The 15717-nt window shown below is 48.3% G+C and carries 15 protein-coding genes; 3 read left to right on the top strand and 12 right to left on the bottom strand.

The annotated features are described in order from the left end of the window. Positions 1 to 14: 14 nt before the first annotated feature. From rfbG to CWO84_RS22455, 12 genes are all read right to left on the bottom strand, one after another. Positions 15 to 1127, bottom strand: coding sequence for a CDP-glucose 4,6-dehydratase (rfbG, locus tag CWO84_RS22510; RefSeq protein ID WP_240618127.1), 1113 nt, complete (start codon positions 1125 to 1127; stop codon positions 15 to 17). Continuing rightward, a complete protein-coding gene (gene rfbF, locus CWO84_RS22505; protein WP_101055370.1) occupies positions 1091 to 1858 on the bottom strand; it encodes a glucose-1-phosphate cytidylyltransferase in 768 nt (255 codons plus the stop codon). Before rfbF ends, rfbG begins: the two co-directional genes overlap by 37 nt. 32 nt (positions 1859 to 1890) lie before the next feature. Next, the gene (locus CWO84_RS22500; RefSeq protein WP_101055368.1) at positions 1891 to 2892 is read right to left on the bottom strand and encodes an NAD(P)-dependent oxidoreductase; all 1002 of its coding nucleotides are present in this window, start codon (positions 2890 to 2892) and stop codon (positions 1891 to 1893) included. Beyond that, positions 2892 to 3968 carry a 3-dehydroquinate synthase family protein gene (locus CWO84_RS22495; RefSeq protein ID WP_101055366.1) on the bottom strand — a complete coding sequence of 359 codons (1077 nt, stop codon included), beginning with the start codon at positions 3966 to 3968 and terminating at the stop codon, positions 2892 to 2894. The genes CWO84_RS22500 and CWO84_RS22495 overlap by 1 nt, the downstream gene beginning before the upstream one ends. Then, on the bottom strand, positions 3952 to 4644 hold the full coding sequence (locus tag CWO84_RS22490) for an SDR family oxidoreductase (protein ID WP_101055364.1): 693 nt from the start codon (positions 4642 to 4644) through the stop codon (positions 3952 to 3954). Before CWO84_RS22490 ends, CWO84_RS22495 begins: the two co-directional genes overlap by 17 nt. A 13-nt stretch (positions 4645 to 4657) precedes the next feature. Further along, on the bottom strand, positions 4658 to 5461 hold the full coding sequence (locus CWO84_RS22485) for an aldolase/citrate lyase family protein (protein WP_101055739.1): 804 nt from the start codon (positions 5459 to 5461) through the stop codon (positions 4658 to 4660). A gap of 95 nt (positions 5462 to 5556) precedes the next feature. Beyond that, entirely contained in the window at positions 5557 to 6096 is a 540-nt protein-coding gene (gene rfbC / locus CWO84_RS22480; protein ID WP_033155244.1) for a dTDP-4-dehydrorhamnose 3,5-epimerase, read from the bottom strand. Beyond that, positions 6096 to 6980 carry a glucose-1-phosphate thymidylyltransferase RfbA gene (gene rfbA / locus CWO84_RS22475; protein ID WP_101055362.1) on the bottom strand — a complete coding sequence of 295 codons (885 nt, stop codon included), beginning with the start codon at positions 6978 to 6980 and terminating at the stop codon, positions 6096 to 6098. Before rfbA ends, rfbC begins: the two co-directional genes overlap by 1 nt. A gap of 2 nt (positions 6981 to 6982) precedes the next feature. Continuing rightward, positions 6983 to 7879: a dTDP-4-dehydrorhamnose reductase gene (gene rfbD / locus CWO84_RS22470; RefSeq protein ID WP_101055360.1), complete on the bottom strand. Its 897-nt coding sequence runs from the start codon at positions 7877 to 7879 to the stop codon at positions 6983 to 6985. A gap of 24 nt (positions 7880 to 7903) precedes the next feature. Beyond that, complete coding sequence (rfbB, locus tag CWO84_RS22465; protein WP_033155745.1) at positions 7904 to 8974, bottom strand: dTDP-glucose 4,6-dehydratase; 1071 nt, start codon at positions 8972 to 8974, stop codon at positions 7904 to 7906. A 110-nt stretch (positions 8975 to 9084) separates the two neighbouring features. Continuing rightward, positions 9085 to 9768, bottom strand: a complete 684-nt coding sequence (locus CWO84_RS22460) for a HAMP domain-containing sensor histidine kinase (RefSeq protein ID WP_101055358.1) — start codon at positions 9766 to 9768, stop codon at positions 9085 to 9087. Positions 9769 to 9772: 4 nt separating this feature from the next. Beyond that, complete coding sequence (locus CWO84_RS22455) at positions 9773 to 11401, bottom strand: tetratricopeptide repeat-containing response regulator (protein WP_101055356.1); 1629 nt, start codon at positions 11399 to 11401, stop codon at positions 9773 to 9775. A gap of 126 nt (positions 11402 to 11527) precedes the next feature. On the opposite strand from CWO84_RS22455, the gene htpG reads away from it, so the two are divergent. The 3 genes from htpG (at position 11528) to CWO84_RS22440 (ending at position 14900) form a co-directional block, all read left to right on the top strand. Continuing rightward, positions 11528 to 13465 carry a molecular chaperone HtpG gene (htpG, locus tag CWO84_RS22450; RefSeq protein WP_101055354.1) on the top strand — a complete coding sequence of 646 codons (1938 nt, stop codon included), beginning with the start codon at positions 11528 to 11530 and terminating at the stop codon, positions 13463 to 13465. Positions 13466 to 13596: 131 nt separating this feature from the next. Beyond that, entirely contained in the window at positions 13597 to 14169 is a 573-nt protein-coding gene (locus tag CWO84_RS22445; protein WP_101055352.1) for a hypothetical protein, read from the top strand. A gap of 179 nt (positions 14170 to 14348) precedes the next feature. Continuing rightward, positions 14349 to 14900: a transposase gene (locus CWO84_RS22440; protein ID WP_101055350.1), complete on the top strand. Its 552-nt coding sequence runs from the start codon at positions 14349 to 14351 to the stop codon at positions 14898 to 14900. Positions 14901 to 15717: the final 817 nt, after the last annotated feature.

Here is a 15717-nt window from a genome sequence, read left to right as displayed (position 1 = left end):
TGTGTTCAATAAAATTAATGTTGATCAGCCGTCAAAAACTGCTCTAACTGCTCCGCGCAGACTTGCCGCATATCCTTGCCTTGTTGATAGGCCAGGTTCCAGTCGACAATCATCGCCAACGCTTGGGCCAGAGTCCAACGCGGTACCCAACCCAGAAGGGTCTTGGCTTTGGAGCAATCAAGCTTCAAATAGTGCGCTTCATGCGGCTGCTCACTACCATCGATTTGCCAACTTGCGCCATTGCCCCATAAATCCGCCAGTTTTTCCAATATCCACGATACGGGTTGCGCATCTGCTTCGCCAGGCCCGAAATTCCAGCCCTCCGCATATCGGCCACCTTGTTTATACAGTTGTTCTGCCAGCAGGACATAGCCGGTCACCGGCTCCAGTACATGCTGCCAAGGCCTGATGGCCGTAGGGTTACGAATCGTGACAGCCTCCCCTGCCATGAAAGCCCTCATAATATCGGGGATTAAACGATCTTGAGCCCAATCCCCGCCCCCGATCACATTACCGGCACGCACCGACGCCACCGCCACACCGTGCTCAGCGTAGCGTTCGCTGGGAAAAAAGGAATTACGATAGCTGGCAGTCACCAACTCTGAGCAGCCTTTGCTGTTGCTGTAAGGATCGAAGCCGCCCATCGGCTCGTTTTCACGGTAGCCCCACAACCATTCCTTGTTTTCATAGCATTTGTCGCTGGTGACTATAACAACTGACTTTACCGACGCAGTGTGCCTGACCGCCTCCAGTAAATTAACCGTACCCATCACATTGGTGGCATAGGTTTCCACCGGCTGTTGATAGGAATAACGAACAAGCGGTTGCGCGGCCAAATGAAACACAATCTCAGGTTGAAAACTTTGCATTTCCGCCATCACGCTGGCTAAATCGCGAATATCGCCTTCAACATGCTGCAGTACCGAAGCCACATCAGCCACTTGGAATAAACTGGGCGCAGTAGGCGCCGGTAACGCATACCCTTTGATCTCCGCACCTAACCGGTGCAGATATAACGCCAACCAACCGCCTTTAAATCCGGTATGCCCGGTTATAAAAACCCTTTTGCCTCGCCAAAAATCGCTATGCTCTACCATATTTTCCACGGTGCTTTTTGCTGTTGCCAAAGCTGTTCCAAATGCTGTTTATCTCTTAATGTGTCCATGGGTTGCCAGAAGCCTTTGTGGAAATAAGCGTGCAGCTGATTGCTGTTTGCCAGGCGCTCCATCGGTTCTTTTTCCCATAGCGTTTCGTCGCTATCGATTAAATCGAACACTGCCGGTGACAACACAAAAAAACCGCCGTTTATCCAGGCGCCGTCGCCCTGCGGTTTCTCCTGAAAACTTTTGATGCGGCTACCCATCAATTCCAAGGCACCAAACCGGCCGGGCGGTTGCACGGCGGTCACTGTTGCGGCGTCATTGTGAGAATGATGAAAATCGATCAACGCATGAATGTCGACATCGCCGACCCCATCTCCGTAAGTAAAACAGAATGTTTCATCGCCGACATAATCGCGAACTCTTTTTAAGCGACCGCCCGTCATGGTTAACTCACCGGTGTCAACCAAGGTCACCTTCCATGGCTCTGCATATTTTTGATGCACCTGCATCTCGTTATGCTCCATATCGAAGGTCACATCCGACATATGTAAAAAGTAATTAGCAAAATACTCTTTAATAATATAGCCTTTATAACCCAAACATATTATAAATTCGTTAATTCCATAATGAGAATATAACTTCATTATGTGCCATAAAATAGGCCTGCCACCTATTTCTATCATCGGCTTAGGCTTCACCGAGGTTTCTTCATTAATACGAGTGCCCAATCCACCCGCAAGAATAACCAACTTCATTAATATTTCCTCTTGGTTATAGACATAATCATCTATCCACTACATTTGCTCAAATTACGGATATACTCGGCAGTTTCCAAAATCTGCCGATCCAGACCTGTTACGGGAAATTCAAACCCCTTTATAATCTCTTTAATAGGCTGCTCATTTCCCAAATAGCTATCGGCCTCCCCATGTACGATATTCGGACGCTCAACTGTTAAATCAGAAGCATCCAGTAGCTTGCATACTTTTTCAGCCAACTCACCCACTTCCACCGTTTCATCACCCACGGTATCAAAACATACGATGTTTTCGAAACGTTCCGAAAACATCATGCGAATACAGATCAGCAGTAAATCCAGTATGTAAATATAAGACCGAAACACCGGCTTATTTGCCCGAATTAACACATTTTCTCGGGCAATGACGTTTGCTATAATCGAGGACAAGGCATAAGCGTTTAGCTTATTGATATATGGTCCGCTTAAATTAAATATTCTTGGGATAAGAAGTTTTATATCAGCTTTACGGCATATCTCTTGAAATCGCAACTCATCTTCATATTTTAATCTACCGTACAGATTTGCAGATTCATCTCTATTGCTATCGTTTAAATAATCGTAGACTGCTCCGGACGACGACAATAGCACAGCTTTTACCTGTGATTGATTCAATACCTGTACCACCAAGCCCTGAATAACTTTATTCAACCGAATATATTCATCGTCTGAATATCCGCCAACCTTATCCTTGGTTAAAAACGCAAAGTGAAACAAATAGAGAGTATGTTGCGTATGCCGATGGGTGATTTCCGCCAAAGGTCTAACGGATACCGTACGGCCATCAGCCAATACTATCTGCTGTTCGCGCGATCCATAGCCTGATACCCGCTGGTTAAATTCATCGCCGTACAAAGCGGAAAACAATTCCAGAGTTGCCCGGCCTAACCAGCCGCTGGCACCGGTGACAGCAATATGGCTTTGTTTACTAAATAGGTGATCTAATATAAATGAATAATCAGCGCCAAACGCTTTTTCGAAATCAAAAGCCATTATTTGTAGCTCTGACTAATGACTGAGCTAATCGCAGACTTCAAATTGATTATATTTGCCTCGATTTTATCGATAAATAACCGCTCTAACGCTCCGGAATCATTCACACTGATAATAATAAAATGACTGGTGGAATGCTTTTTATCGGATATAAAACACTCAAAGACTTTTTCCACATCAATTCGCTGGATAATTTCCTTCAGCATCGGAATTTCATCCAATAAGCCAATGACATAATCTTTCAACTGTTGAGTATCCGCCGGAATGTGCTCCAGGCCACCGCTCACTTGGGCATAGTTAACAGCAATCAGCATACCTAACCCAACCGCTATGCCATGGCTCACTTCAAAATTGGAAGCACCTTCCAAAGCATGCCCGAAGGTATGACCAAAATTCAGTAATAAACGCTCGGCCTTATCAAATTCATCAATTTCGATAAACCATTTTTTTGCTTTTAAACTTAATTCAATGACGTCCGCATACCCTTCTACATTCATATCCATTTGCGGATTTAACCGCATATACTCAGAAAAACACGAACTTCCTTTGGCATAGCAAATCTTCACGGCCTCGCACAATCCGGCGATTTTCTGTTCTGAGTTGAGGGTTTTTACTAAATTCGGATCAATTATAATGGTTTCCGGGGGATGGAAGTTTCCAACCAGATTTTTATAACGTCCAACATTGATAGATGATTTACCCCCAATACAAGAATCCACCATGCCCAATAGAGTGGTGGGAATATAATCCCATTTGATACCGCGCATATAAATCGATGCACAAAAGGTGGCTATATCCTGCAGGCTACCGCCACCGACAGCCGTCAATTTAGCTTGCCTTGTTAAGGCTAAATCTCGCATTTTTACGATTATCTCGGGTACGGATGTCAAACTCTTGGTTTCTTCATTCGCCGGCACCGCAATAACCTTGGCATTCCCGGAAAAAGCCGTTTCAAAAAAGTTATCGCATAACACGGCGCTATTCTCATCTTGCCGTTGTATTTCGGCAAAAGCACCGTTTTCTATTACCACGCGATAATTTGCAATACTGGATTGAATATCAAACGATACGGACATGACTAAACCCTAAGTCTGCACTAATAAATTGACCTGTTATACCGGTATTTTCCGGAGAACACAGAAAATAAACCATATTGGTCACATCCTCCAACGTGGCTAGTCGGTTAAACTTCGTCGCATCGATTATCTTTTTCAGCTGTTCCGGCGCAAGATTTTGATGAGTCATTGGCGTATCCAATGCTCCCGGCAAAACCGCATTAATTAAATAGCCGTCACGGGCAAGATCGGTTGCAGCGGAAAGCACTAATCCATGCAACGCGGATTTAGTCATGCAATACGATAACTTGTCCTGTCTGGCGATATTTTGCCATATTGAACTAATCACGGCTAAACGCGCATTTTCGGCTAATATATTTTCATTTAATAAAATATTTAATGCTTTGACAATAAACAAGCAATTAGCTTTATATAGTTCAATATTTTTATCTGTATCAACATTATAAACACTATCGTTACAATTCATCCCTTGCGCCCAACACACGGCATTGAATTGGCCTGCTGCTTTAAGCGCGGATAAATTCAAATTGTCATCGAATGGGTCAAATAAAATATGCTCAGGAAGCGCGCTTTGCTTTCTGGACGCTATAACGACCTGCCATCCCTTTGTATCGAATATTTGGCAAACATGTGCACCTATTGTACCGGTACCGCCGAAGACCAGAATTTTTTGCATTGCTTCGACCGAATTAATTGCTGTCTCTTAATACGTTCCAACGTCCCTCAAGCATCGCTATTCGAGACAGATCTTCCTTGGCAATAATGTCGTAATAATCGCGTTTATTCTGTAACCAAAGTAACTCAAAATGCACAGCGTTTAACAAGCCCTTTTCAATATCCGGCTTGTCTAGTGAATGGCCGGAAAATATGACTTTTCGAGTCTCAAATCGGGTAAGGTGAACCTGATTAATTTCTTTTAATGCGGGTAATGCATCAATGGAAACACCGCCGCCCACTACAAAATCCAAACCTTTTTCTTTACACTCTTTGGCAGTGGCAATGCAACATTCCGTTACTTGCGGCTGATTAATGGCATCTCTCGAATAACCTCGTGACAAGGAAAAATCTACACGGCCAAACACCATGCCATCGACACCGTTATCTTGCCTGGCTTGATCGGCCAAGCTTTTCACGACTTGAAACGCTTGTTCGGTTTCAATATTGAATAAAAAATCAGTATCTTGCTGCTCGTCTTCCGTGAATACTTTGTTCTTCGCGTCTATATACTTAGACAGCGCGTAAGTGCTTTCAATCATCGGCGCGATGATATGATCCACACCAATTAACTTACTCTCTAATAAATCCCGCATTGCTTCGCAACCGCCAATCTTCAAACCCACTTTCAGGTCAGCTCTGCGCACTATCTCAATCAGCCTCAACAGCTCGTCTGTTCTAGTACCTTCCGCTTCAAACTCGGCTTTAATGCCTTCGTATCCATACTCCTGCTTTCCCTTCTTTAAAAGGTCGAGCATTGAGCGTTCTCTTTTATTCATATAACTTCCTCTTTTATTGAAATCAAACCAAACGGCAGCGATAAACTGCATGCTGCAGTGCCAGCCCGGCGGATATAAACATGTTAAATGTTAGGCTAACAGGCATCCTTGAACGTTGCGCCCAGCAAATCCTTGCTCGAAAGTTGCGGCACGCCCTCAAATGGCCAGGCGATTTTCAAATCTGCATCATTCCAGGTAATGCAACGCTCATATTCGGGCGCATAATAATCAGTGGTTTTATATAAAAACTCGGCTGTTTCGGACAGCGTTAAAAAGCCATGCGCAAATCCTTCAGGTATCCACATTTGCTGTCGATTTTCCACAGAAAGTATCTCGCCGACCCACTTTCCGAATGTAGGGGAATTCTTACGAATGTCCACCGCCACATCGAACACCTCTCCCTGGACCACCCTCACCAACTTGCCTTGCGCCTTAGGCGGCAATTGGTAATGTAATCCGCGCAACACTCCTTTTTGAGATTTGGAGTGGTTGTCCTGAACAAAATTGACACTTAATCCTGTCAGCTCCTGAAAAACTTTTTGGTTGAAGCTTTCAAAGAAAAAACCACGTTCGTCACCGAATACTTTTGGTGAAAATAAAACGACATCGGGTATAGCAAGTCTAGTTGCTTGCATTAAAACACCTGCTTATTCAATAGGCCCAGTAAATACTGGCCGTAGCCATTTTTCGCCAATGGCTTGGCCAATTTTTCGATTTGCTCATCGCCAACCCAGCCGCTACGCCAGGCAATTTCTTCCGGACAGGCGATTTTCAAACCCTGCCGGGTTTCGATGGTTTCGATGAAATTGCTGGCCTCGATCAAACTGGCATGAGTACCCGTATCCAACCAGGCATAGCCGCGACCCATGATTTCGACGCTAAGCTGATTTAGGTCCAGATACATTTTATTGACGTCGGTAATCTCCAACTCGCCGCGCGGCGACGGCTGTAAATTGGCGGCTATATCGACGACTTGATTGTCGTAAAAGTACAAACCGGTGACTGCATAATTACTTTTTGGCTGCGTCGGTTTTTCCTCTAGCGAAGTTGCCCTACCCTGAGCATCAAAGCTGACGACACCGTAGCGCTCCGGGTCATTGACATGATAGGCAAAAACCGTTGCCCCTGAGGATTGATCGGTCGCGCGTTTCAATTGAACGTGTAAATCGTGGCCGTAAAAAATGTTGTCACCCAATACCAATGCACTGGGTTGCGAGCCGACAAAATCCCTGCCGATGATAAAAGCTTGCGCCAACCCGTCGGGACTGGGTTGTACGGCATATTGCAGATTAATCCCCCAATCGCTGCCGTCACCCAATAAATGCTGAAACAAAGGGGTGTCTTGCGGCGTGGAAATGATCAAAATATCGCGAATTCCGGCCAACATTAGCGTGCTGAGCGGGTAATAAATCATCGGCTTGTCGTAAATCGGCAGCAATTGTTTGGAAACCGCTTTGGTTACCGGATACAGCCGGGTGCCGGATCCTCCGGCCAGGATGATGCCTTTGCGCTGGTTCATAGTCACTTCCCGTAGAGTTCAGACAACATTCGCTCGACACCCTTTTGCCAAGCCGGCAGTTGTAAATCAAACACGCTTTGCAACTTTTCGGTGTTCATACGCGAGTTTAACGGTCGCTTCGCCGGCGTTTGGTAAGCGCTGGTGGGAATTGCCGTAACCGATTGTTTGTCGGTTTTCAGCGCCAGTCCGGATTGACGGGCATAATCAAGCACCAAATGTGCGTAGTCGTACCAACTGGTTTCGCCGCTAGCGGTTAGATGATAAACACCAGCCACTTCAGGTGTTTTCAAGGCATGACGAATAGCGTGAGCACTCACATCCGCCAGCAATTCGGCGCCGGTTGGCGTACCGATTTGATCGTTAATCACCGACAGCTGTTGCCGTTCTTGCGCCAGGCGCAACATAGTTTTGGCAAAGTTATTACCTCTGGCTGCATAAACCCAACTGGTCCGAAAAATCAAATGCCGGCAATCGCTGGCTTGAATGGCACGTTCCCCAGCCAATTTGCTTTGCCCATAGACATTCAACGGCCCAACCTGATCATCTTCCCGCCAGGGTTTATCACCGCTGCCGTCGAATACGTAATCCGTCGAATAGTGCAGCAACCACGCATCGATACGTTTGGCTTCTGCCGCCAAAACTCCCGGCACCACCGCATTGATCGTATTCGCCAAGTCGCTTTCAGACTCGGCCTTATCCACTGCGGTATAGGCAGCAGCATTGACGATGACATCGGGACGCAGCGCGCGAACCGTTTCGGCAATCCCGTTGGGGTTGCTTAAATCGCCGCAATAATGTTGGTCGAATCTGTCAAGCGCAAGCAATTCGCCCAAAGGCGCCAAACTGCGTTGCAACTCCCAACCCAGCTGGCCATTTTTACCGAACAATAAAACTTTCATTCACTCAACCATGCAAAGCATTGATCACGCAGTGCGCCCTGCATAGTTTTTATCGAGCCAGGACTGGTAGTCACCGGACAACACATTGCTAACCCAGGCTTGGTTATCCAAATACCACTGCACGGTTTTGCGAATGCCGGTCTCAAAGGTTTCCGCCGGTTTCCAGCCTAGCTCCCGTTCCAACTTGCCGGCATCGATGGCATAACGTCTGTCGTGCCCAGGCCGGTCGGTGACATAGGTAATCTGTTCGGCATAGGATTTGCCGTCGCTACGCGGCTGCAGCTCATCCAGAATACTGCATAGCGTGTTGACTACATCCAGATTGGCTTTTTCGTTCCAACCGCCGACGTTATAAACCTCGCCAAGCTTGCCGGCTTCCAGCACCCGGCGAATCGCGCTGCAATGATCCTTCACAAACAGCCAATCGCGAATCTGTTGACCGTCGCCGTATATCGGCAAAGCTTTGCCGGACAAGGCGTTTTGAATGCACAGCGGGATGAGTTTTTCCGGGAAATGATAAGGACCGTAATTGTTGGAGCAATTGGTAGTCAATACAGGCAAACCGTAAGTATGGTGATAAGCACGCACCAAATGGTCGCTGGCGGCTTTACTGGCTGAATAAGGACTATTGGGTTGATACTGGTGGGTTTCAGCGAACGGCGCATCGGTCTTTTCCAAAGAACCGTACACCTCGTCGGTAGACACGTGCAGTAAACGAAAAGCCTGCTTGGCCGGCTGTTCCAAGTTGTTCCAGTATTGCCGCACCGCTTCCAACAAACGGAAACTGCCGACGATATTGGTTTGAATAAAATCTTCCGGTCCGTGGATGGAACGATCAACATGTGATTCGGCAGCAAAATTGATCACGGCCCGAATCCGGTACTTTTGCAGTAAACTCAGCAGCAAGTCGTAATCAGCAATGTCACCTTGAACAAATACATGCCTGTCATCGTCATGTAGCGAAGCCAAATTCTGCAAGTTACCCGCATAGGTCAATTTATCCAAATTGACGAGCAATTCGTCGCTTTGCGCCAACCAATCCAATACAAAATTGCTGCCGATAAACCCGGCCCCACCGGTGACTAAAATACTCATTTTTAAAGTTTTCTTATTTTTTCTAACCGTCTGCCCGACGAAAAACGCTATTATTATCGGGGCCATTGTACCTTAGTACCATCCTTCAGTGTCTAATGATTCTGCAATCCTTAAGGCAAAAAAAGTTTAAACCTCGCCCCACCCAAACGACTTTCGTTGTCGATCCGCACAAATCCGTTTTTCCCGGCATTTTTGTGCAGGCCGGCCATTACCGACACAAAATACAAACCCAGGCCGGTATTTCCCGACACCCAGTCCAATTCGGCCGTATCGTTTAAGTCCGCGGTTAAAAAATGAGGCGGATAACCCGCACCGTCGTCTTCGATGGCGATGGTTAGATAGCCGTCCTCCTCAGTCACGGCAATCAAAACGGTTTTGTGGGTATAGCGCAAAGCATTATTCAAGACAGCTGCCAGCGCATTGCTGATGATGGCGTTATCGCAGTAGCACATCTCGTCATCGCCACAATCCACTTGTAGATCAATGTTGTGCAATCCAGCCAAGCGCGCCTGTTGATGAATCGCTTCATCGAGAATATCGGTTACCGGGCATTCTTCAATATGCAAACTAAATTTTTGCGAATCGACCTTATACATCACCAGCAATTGCATCAGACTGTGATTAATCCGAGCCGCCTCGAATTCCAACTGATTTAACTCAGCGGATGGGCCGTCTTGTTTGGCAGCAGTTTGCCTAACCAGCTCCAGCAAGGTACCCAGTGAGTTTTTTATATCGTGAACGGTTGACGCGAGAATAGTCGGAAACAAATCGTTGTTTTTAGGATGGGTTTGCATGGTTTTAAGCCTTGACCGCTTGAGACTGCCGCAATTTTGCATACTCCATTTGTAATATCCCCAGCTTATGTGGATCAACGCCAATTTGCTTGGCTTTAATAAATAAAGCTCTGATGCGCTGATTTTTTTCTTCGCAAAACTCATTAACCTTCAAATCATGAATCATGATCTTCAACATATTCACGATGATGGTTTTATTATCCGGCATAGTCAGAATGGCCTGTTCGAACAAATCCAATGCTTCGGAAAACTTACCCTGTTTATAAAGCGCCACCCCTTTGTTGTTAGTCGCAATCAAAGCCTGCTTGGTTTTTTGAATCAGAATTTCCGAGTGATTATCCATGCCAATGCCGCTTTGCATGCGGCGTAAATCGTTCAAAAATTGTTCGTCGTCGATATGTGCATGAATCAGATCGTAAAGTATTTCTTCGGCTTTATCGTGTTCATCGCTGAGGAAGCAGGTTTTCACGACCTCCAACTGCAAGTCCCTGGGCGCTTTATTACCCAAGCGGCTGCATATATCCACCGCTTTTAGCAACGCTTTCTGCGACAACTCGTCGTTACCCAGCGTTTTATACACATCCGCCTCCACAGTCGAGGCGCGTAATTCCGCCTCGGGATGATTGGCATATTCTTTGCGCATTTCCTCCAGCGTTTTTAATGCCTCGTCCGCGGCATTGGTTTTGGCATAAAGCTTGGCCAATCCGGCAAAATCACTGCAGGAACGATGCACGGAATGCTTGCCCAGCTTCACCACCGACTTATAGGCCTTCTCGGCGGTTTCCAGATTGCCGTTCCGGTCCGCCGCTTCGGCCAGTTTTTTTTGCCTGAGTATCGATTGCGGCGACAATTGCAAAGCCTGCTGCAACACACTTTCGACGTCGCTATACTGATCCAATGCTTCGTAGGCCTTGCCCAGCCAGTCGTAACACTCCATCAACATTGGATTGTCAGCAACCAGACTCTGAAAACCGGCAATCGCTTGTTCGATGTTATTGTTTTGAAAATCGATCACGCCCAAACCTAAGCGCGCCCAGGGCAGTTCTCTATGCTCCAGAACTTCATGATATATCTGCCTGGCCTTGTCGAAATCGCCGGCGGAAATCGCCAGCTCGGCACGCATTTTCAGCAAATGCAAATGCATTTTCTTGTCCCCGGACAGCAATAGTGCATCGCATAACTGAATGGCTTTAGACAAATCACCAGCGGCTAACGCCTTGTCGACACTGGCCATAAATTCCTTGCGGGCAAAATTCCGTGTCAGCCGACTCATTAGTTGCTGCGCGTTAAAGGGCTTGGTCAGATATTCATCGGGCTTGCTGTCCATAACCCCCAACACCGCACTGGTAGTCTGCTCGGCGCTGATCAATACAAACACGCAGCGATAATCGATTAAATTCCGGTGTCTGGCTTCCTCCAGCACCTGCTGCCCGTTCTTACCCACACCCAGGTTGTAATCGCACAACACAATATCGAAACTGCTTTTGCTCATAGCATTGATCGCGGCTATGCCATTATCCGCTTCGACAACAGCGACGGCTTGCAAGCTATACAGCATGTCGCGCATCGCTTTCCGAAACACGGGATTGTCCTCGACAATCAGGATACTTTTGCCGGCTAAACTAAAACTCATGGCAGAAAGGCTAATAAAACGCTCAAGAAATCGGCTCCATAAAATCCACGTAGCGGGCGGACTTGAAAAATAAAATTATCATCCCCAACTCGCCCGAGTCCACTTTACAACCAAATGAGTATAGACATGACTGTTGAAGCAAACAAACAAACCCTTGGTTTTCAAACCGAAGTAAAACATTTGCTGCACTTGATGATTCACTCCTTGTATAGCAACAAGGAAATCTTTTTGCGCGAGCTGATCTCCAACGGTTCCGACGCCGCCGACAAATTGCGCTTCGAAGCCTTGGCCAACGATAGCTTGTACGAAGGCGATAGCGAACTGAAAATCCGCGTCGATTTCGACGAAGCCAAAAAGACCATCACTATTACCGATAACGGCATCGGTATGACCCGCGAAGAAGTGCAGGACCACATCGGCACCATCGCCAAATCCGGGACCAAAGCCTTCTTCGAAAGGCTGACCGGCGATCAGGCCAAGGATAGCGAACTGATCGGCCAATTCGGCGTGGGCTTTTATTCATCGTTCATCGTCGCCGACAAAGTCACCTTGACCACCCGCAAAGCCGGCGCGCCAGCCAGCGACGGCGTACGCTGGGAATCCGACGGTCTGGGCGAATACAGCATCGAATCGGTCGACAAAGCCGGCCGCGGCACCGAAATCGTCTTGCACTTAAAAGAAGGCGAAGACGAATTTTTAAGCGCCTGGAAACTGCGTTCGATCATCAAAAAATACTCCGACCACATTTCCCTGCCCATCATCATGAGCAAGGAAATCCCGGCAGAGAAAGACGAGGAAGGTAACGAAACCGCACCAGCCCGCGTCGAAGACGAAACCGTCAACAGCGCCTCGGCGTTGTGGACCAAGTCTAAAGACGACATCACCGAAGAACAGTACAACGAGTTCTACAAACACGTCGGCCACGACTTCCAAGACCCATTGGCCCACGTCCATAGCAAAGTGGAAGGCACCAACGAATACACATTGCTGCTTTACGTACCGGGCCGCGCGCCGTTCGATTTGTGGGACCGCGACGCCAAACACGGCGTCAAGCTGTACATCAAGAAAGTCTTCATCACCGACGACGCAGAGCAACTGATGCCGCGCTATCTGCGCTTCATCCGCGGCGTGATCGACACCGACAGCCTGCCGCTGAACGTCTCGCGGGAAATTCTGCAACAAAGCAAACAAATCAACACCATCAAAGGCGGTGCGGTTAAAAAGGTCTTGGGATTGTTGGAAGACCTGGCCGAAAACGACGCGGAGAAATACCAAAAATTCTGGGAGCAATTCGGTAACGTCATCAAAGAAGGCCCGATTGAAGACCACAAAAACAAGGACCGCGTTGCCGGCCTGTTGCGCTTCTCCTCGACCCATACCGACGACAAAACCCAGAACGTGTCGCTGGCCGACTACGTCAGCCGTATGAAGGAAGGACAAGAGAAAATCTACTTCATCACCGCCGACAGCTTCGCCGCCGCCAAAAGCAGCCCGCATCTGGAGGTGTTCCGAAAAAAAGGTATTGAAGTGCTATTGCTGACCGACCGTATCGACGAATGGCTGGTGTCCAGCCTGACCGAATTCGACGGCAAGCACATGCAATCCATCGCCAAAGGCGAGCTGGACCTGGACAAATTCGATACCGAAGAAGAGAAAAAACACCAGGAAGAAGTCAGCAAGGACTTCGAATCGGTGGTTAAACAACTCAAAGAGGTACTGGCCGACAAAGTCAGCGAAGTCAAAATCAGCCACCGCCTGACAGACTCCCCTGCTTGCCTGGTCACCGGCGCTTACGACATGAGCCTTCACATGGAGCGGATCATGAAGGAAGCCGGCCACGCCGGCGGCATGTTCGGCATGGGCGGCAACAGCAAGCCGATCTTTGAAATCAACCCGGATCACGCCATCGTCCAAGCCCTGAAAAACGAGCAGGACGACGAGCGGTTTGCCGACATCAGCCACATCTTGTTCGACCAGGCCATCCTCAGCGAAGGCGGCCAGTTGGATGACCCGGCGGCGTTTGTGCATAAGTTGAATGGGTTGTTGCAGGGGTTGTTGAAGTAAGTTGTTTGAATTGAGAAAGGCCGGGGAACCGGCCTTTTTTGTGACTGTTATGCTACTTTCTTTCTGTATATCCGTTATTTTTGGATAATTTACATCCAGTCATTTGACTTTTTAAATCACAGGGAGGCTAGATGAATCCTGAACTTATAAATGCGGCTGTCACCTTCGCCGTTGGCCTTATTGCACTTATCGTTTACGGCCTTAAAAAGCGCGCCGAGAAAAGAAATGCAGCCACCATCGTCGTAATGGATATTCGTCACGCGGAGCAAGTTGTAATCTCAATTCTAGAGAAACAAGTGGTCGACAGGACTCTCAAAGACATCCTTTTGGAGAACAATTGGGCAAAATACAAACACTTGTTCGCATCTGATTTCTCGCACGACGACTTTGCAGCATTCAATCGATTCTTCGTCGCCTGCACTGAGATCGCAGACGCTCGTCGCCGAATGCTAGAGGTCTTCTACTCCAACCTGAACTCAAAGGCGTCAGTGATCCAGCAGAAAATACTTGAGATTGACAATCTGATGTCCCCTGAAGGACAAGCTAAAAAGCAAGAGCTCATTGCGGCAATTAACGCCGAGGACTTCGTGTTCGAACCCAACGAGCCACGAACACGAATTCTTTCAAGCTTACAGTTGATGGGGCGATTGTCGAATACCATCGCATTTGAGAAGCTCAAAAAACTCGGGGGCATTGATGGATAATTGCGCCAAGCAACTGCCTCGATGAAATCGAGTCCCGTAGGGTACGCACCGCGTACCTTCTGGCTTTTACACCGGGAATAGCCCTCGTTCGGTACGCGGTGCGTACCCTACCTTCAATTGCCGATGGGTTTAAACCGGTCCACAATTCGTAATATGGGTTTCTGCAAACGGGGTTTGCGATGGCGAATTATCGGCGCTGTTATGTACCGGGCGGCTCTTACTTCTTTACCGTGGTAACGGAACGGCGGGCGCCGATTTTGGCAAACGATGCGGCGCGCGATTTACTGCGCTCGGCCATTCGCGCTTGCCAACAACAATGGCCGTTTGCGGTTGATGCACTGGTATTGTTGCCGGATCACCTACACGCGATTTGGGCACTGCCACCTGGCGATGCCGATTATTCCAAACGCTGGGGCTTTATCAAAAAACATTTCACCCAACATTGGTTGGCGGCGAACGGCGCTGAACAATCAATATCTTCATCAAAACAACACCAACGGCGGCGCGGTGTCTGGCAACGCCGCTTCTGGGAACATGTGTTACGCGACGAACGCGACTACGCAAAACATCTGGATTACCTGCATTACAATCCGGTTAAACACGGCCTGGTGACATCGGTGGCTAATTGGCCTTATTCGTCGTTCCATCGTTTCGTAAACGAGGGGCTTTATCCTGCGCAATGGGGCTCGGATATGGCCGGAAAATTTGATACGTTCGATGGTGGTGAATAAACCCAAAGGTACGCGGTGCGTACCCTACTTTGAATTTTCCTCGTTCCCGCGCGCCGCGTGGTAATGCAGGGCTGGCCGCGCTGCGACACAAATGCACCGGAGCTTTTTTCCTCGTTCCCACGCGCCGCGTGGTAATGCAGGGATTGGCCGCGCTGCGGCACAAATGCACCGCAGCGCGGTAGATCTGAGTTCCCACGTGACACGTGGGAACTAGCAAGTAGTAAGTAGCCTCGATGCAATCGAGGATTCGAAGGCCAATCCCCTACCGTTTGTCGACGTTGCCCTGATGATCTGATGGCCAATTTCCCCAATTTCCGTCGTGGGCTTGATAACCGGATGGTCGTCGCCCTCGATTCCGCTGGCGCTCCATCGAGGCTACACTTGACTCGCGTCAAATTGATTATCCTCGTTCCCACGCGCCGCGTGGTAATGTAGGGCTTGGCCGCGCTGCGGCACAAATGCACCGCAGCGCGGTACATCTGAGTTCCCACGTGACACGTGGGAACTAGAGCAACTAGAGCAATTTAGCCTACTTAACGATAAATTCCGGAGTGGAGTCTCTCCCGCATGCCGCGCCGAGCACCGGAGCTTTCGGCGGGATCAGCCCGAAGGGGTGCGGCATGGATGCCGCACGTTGACGAAGGGGCAGGAAGCCCCTTTCGTCAACCCCCGGCGAAAGCTTCGGCGCGCAGGATCAAAGCGGGATCCGGGTGGCCTTTTCTTTGGACACTTTCTTTTGGCCAAACAAAAGAAAGTGTCGCGGTTGTCGGTCCGCGAACCGACATTAAAACCATCCGTCGCGCCAGCGACACAAATC

It is taken from the genome of Methylomonas sp. Kb3 (genome assembly GCF_002834115.1).
Taxonomy (GTDB): domain Bacteria; phylum Pseudomonadota; class Gammaproteobacteria; order Methylococcales; family Methylomonadaceae; genus Methylomonas; species Methylomonas defluvii.
Note: the sequence above shows the minus strand (reverse complement) of the source record. Positions and strands in the feature narration are given on the sequence as shown.

What these genes read in the sequence shown, in the direction of transcription:
- CWO84_RS22455 (WP_101055356.1), bottom strand. Translation starts at nt 11,401, where the DNA reads ATGAGTTTTAGTTTAGCCGGCAAAAGTATCCTGATTGTCGAGGACAAT.
- CWO84_RS22445 (WP_101055352.1), top strand. Translation starts at nt 13,597, where the DNA reads ATGAATCCTGAACTTATAAATGCGGCTGTCACCTTCGCCGTTGGCCTT.
- rfbD (WP_101055360.1), bottom strand. Translation starts at nt 7,879, where the DNA reads ATGAAAGTTTTATTGTTCGGTAAAAATGGCCAGCTGGGTTGGGAGTTG.
- rfbC (WP_033155244.1), bottom strand. Translation starts at nt 6,096, where the DNA reads ATGCAAGCAACTAGACTTGCTATACCCGATGTCGTTTTATTTTCACCA.
- CWO84_RS22490 (WP_101055364.1), bottom strand. Translation starts at nt 4,644, where the DNA reads ATGCAAAAAATTCTGGTCTTCGGCGGTACCGGTACAATAGGTGCACAT.
- CWO84_RS22440 (WP_101055350.1), top strand. Translation starts at nt 14,349, where the DNA reads ATGGCGAATTATCGGCGCTGTTATGTACCGGGCGGCTCTTACTTCTTT.
- rfbB (WP_033155745.1), bottom strand. Translation starts at nt 8,974, where the DNA reads ATGAGTATTTTAGTCACCGGTGGGGCCGGGTTTATCGGCAGCAATTTT.
- CWO84_RS22460 (WP_101055358.1), bottom strand. Translation starts at nt 9,768, where the DNA reads ATGCAAACCCATCCTAAAAACAACGATTTGTTTCCGACTATTCTCGCG.
- CWO84_RS22485 (WP_101055739.1), bottom strand. Translation starts at nt 5,461, where the DNA reads ATGAATAAAAGAGAACGCTCAATGCTCGACCTTTTAAAGAAGGGAAAG.
- rfbA (WP_101055362.1), bottom strand. Translation starts at nt 6,980, where the DNA reads ATGAACCAGCGCAAAGGCATCATCCTGGCCGGAGGATCCGGCACCCGG.
- rfbF (WP_101055370.1), bottom strand. Translation starts at nt 1,858, where the DNA reads ATGAAGTTGGTTATTCTTGCGGGTGGATTGGGCACTCGTATTAATGAA.
- htpG (WP_101055354.1), top strand. Translation starts at nt 11,528, where the DNA reads ATGACTGTTGAAGCAAACAAACAAACCCTTGGTTTTCAAACCGAAGTA.
- CWO84_RS22495 (WP_101055366.1), bottom strand. Translation starts at nt 3,968, where the DNA reads ATGTCCGTATCGTTTGATATTCAATCCAGTATTGCAAATTATCGCGTG.
- CWO84_RS22500 (WP_101055368.1), bottom strand. Translation starts at nt 2,892, where the DNA reads ATGGCTTTTGATTTCGAAAAAGCGTTTGGCGCTGATTATTCATTTATA.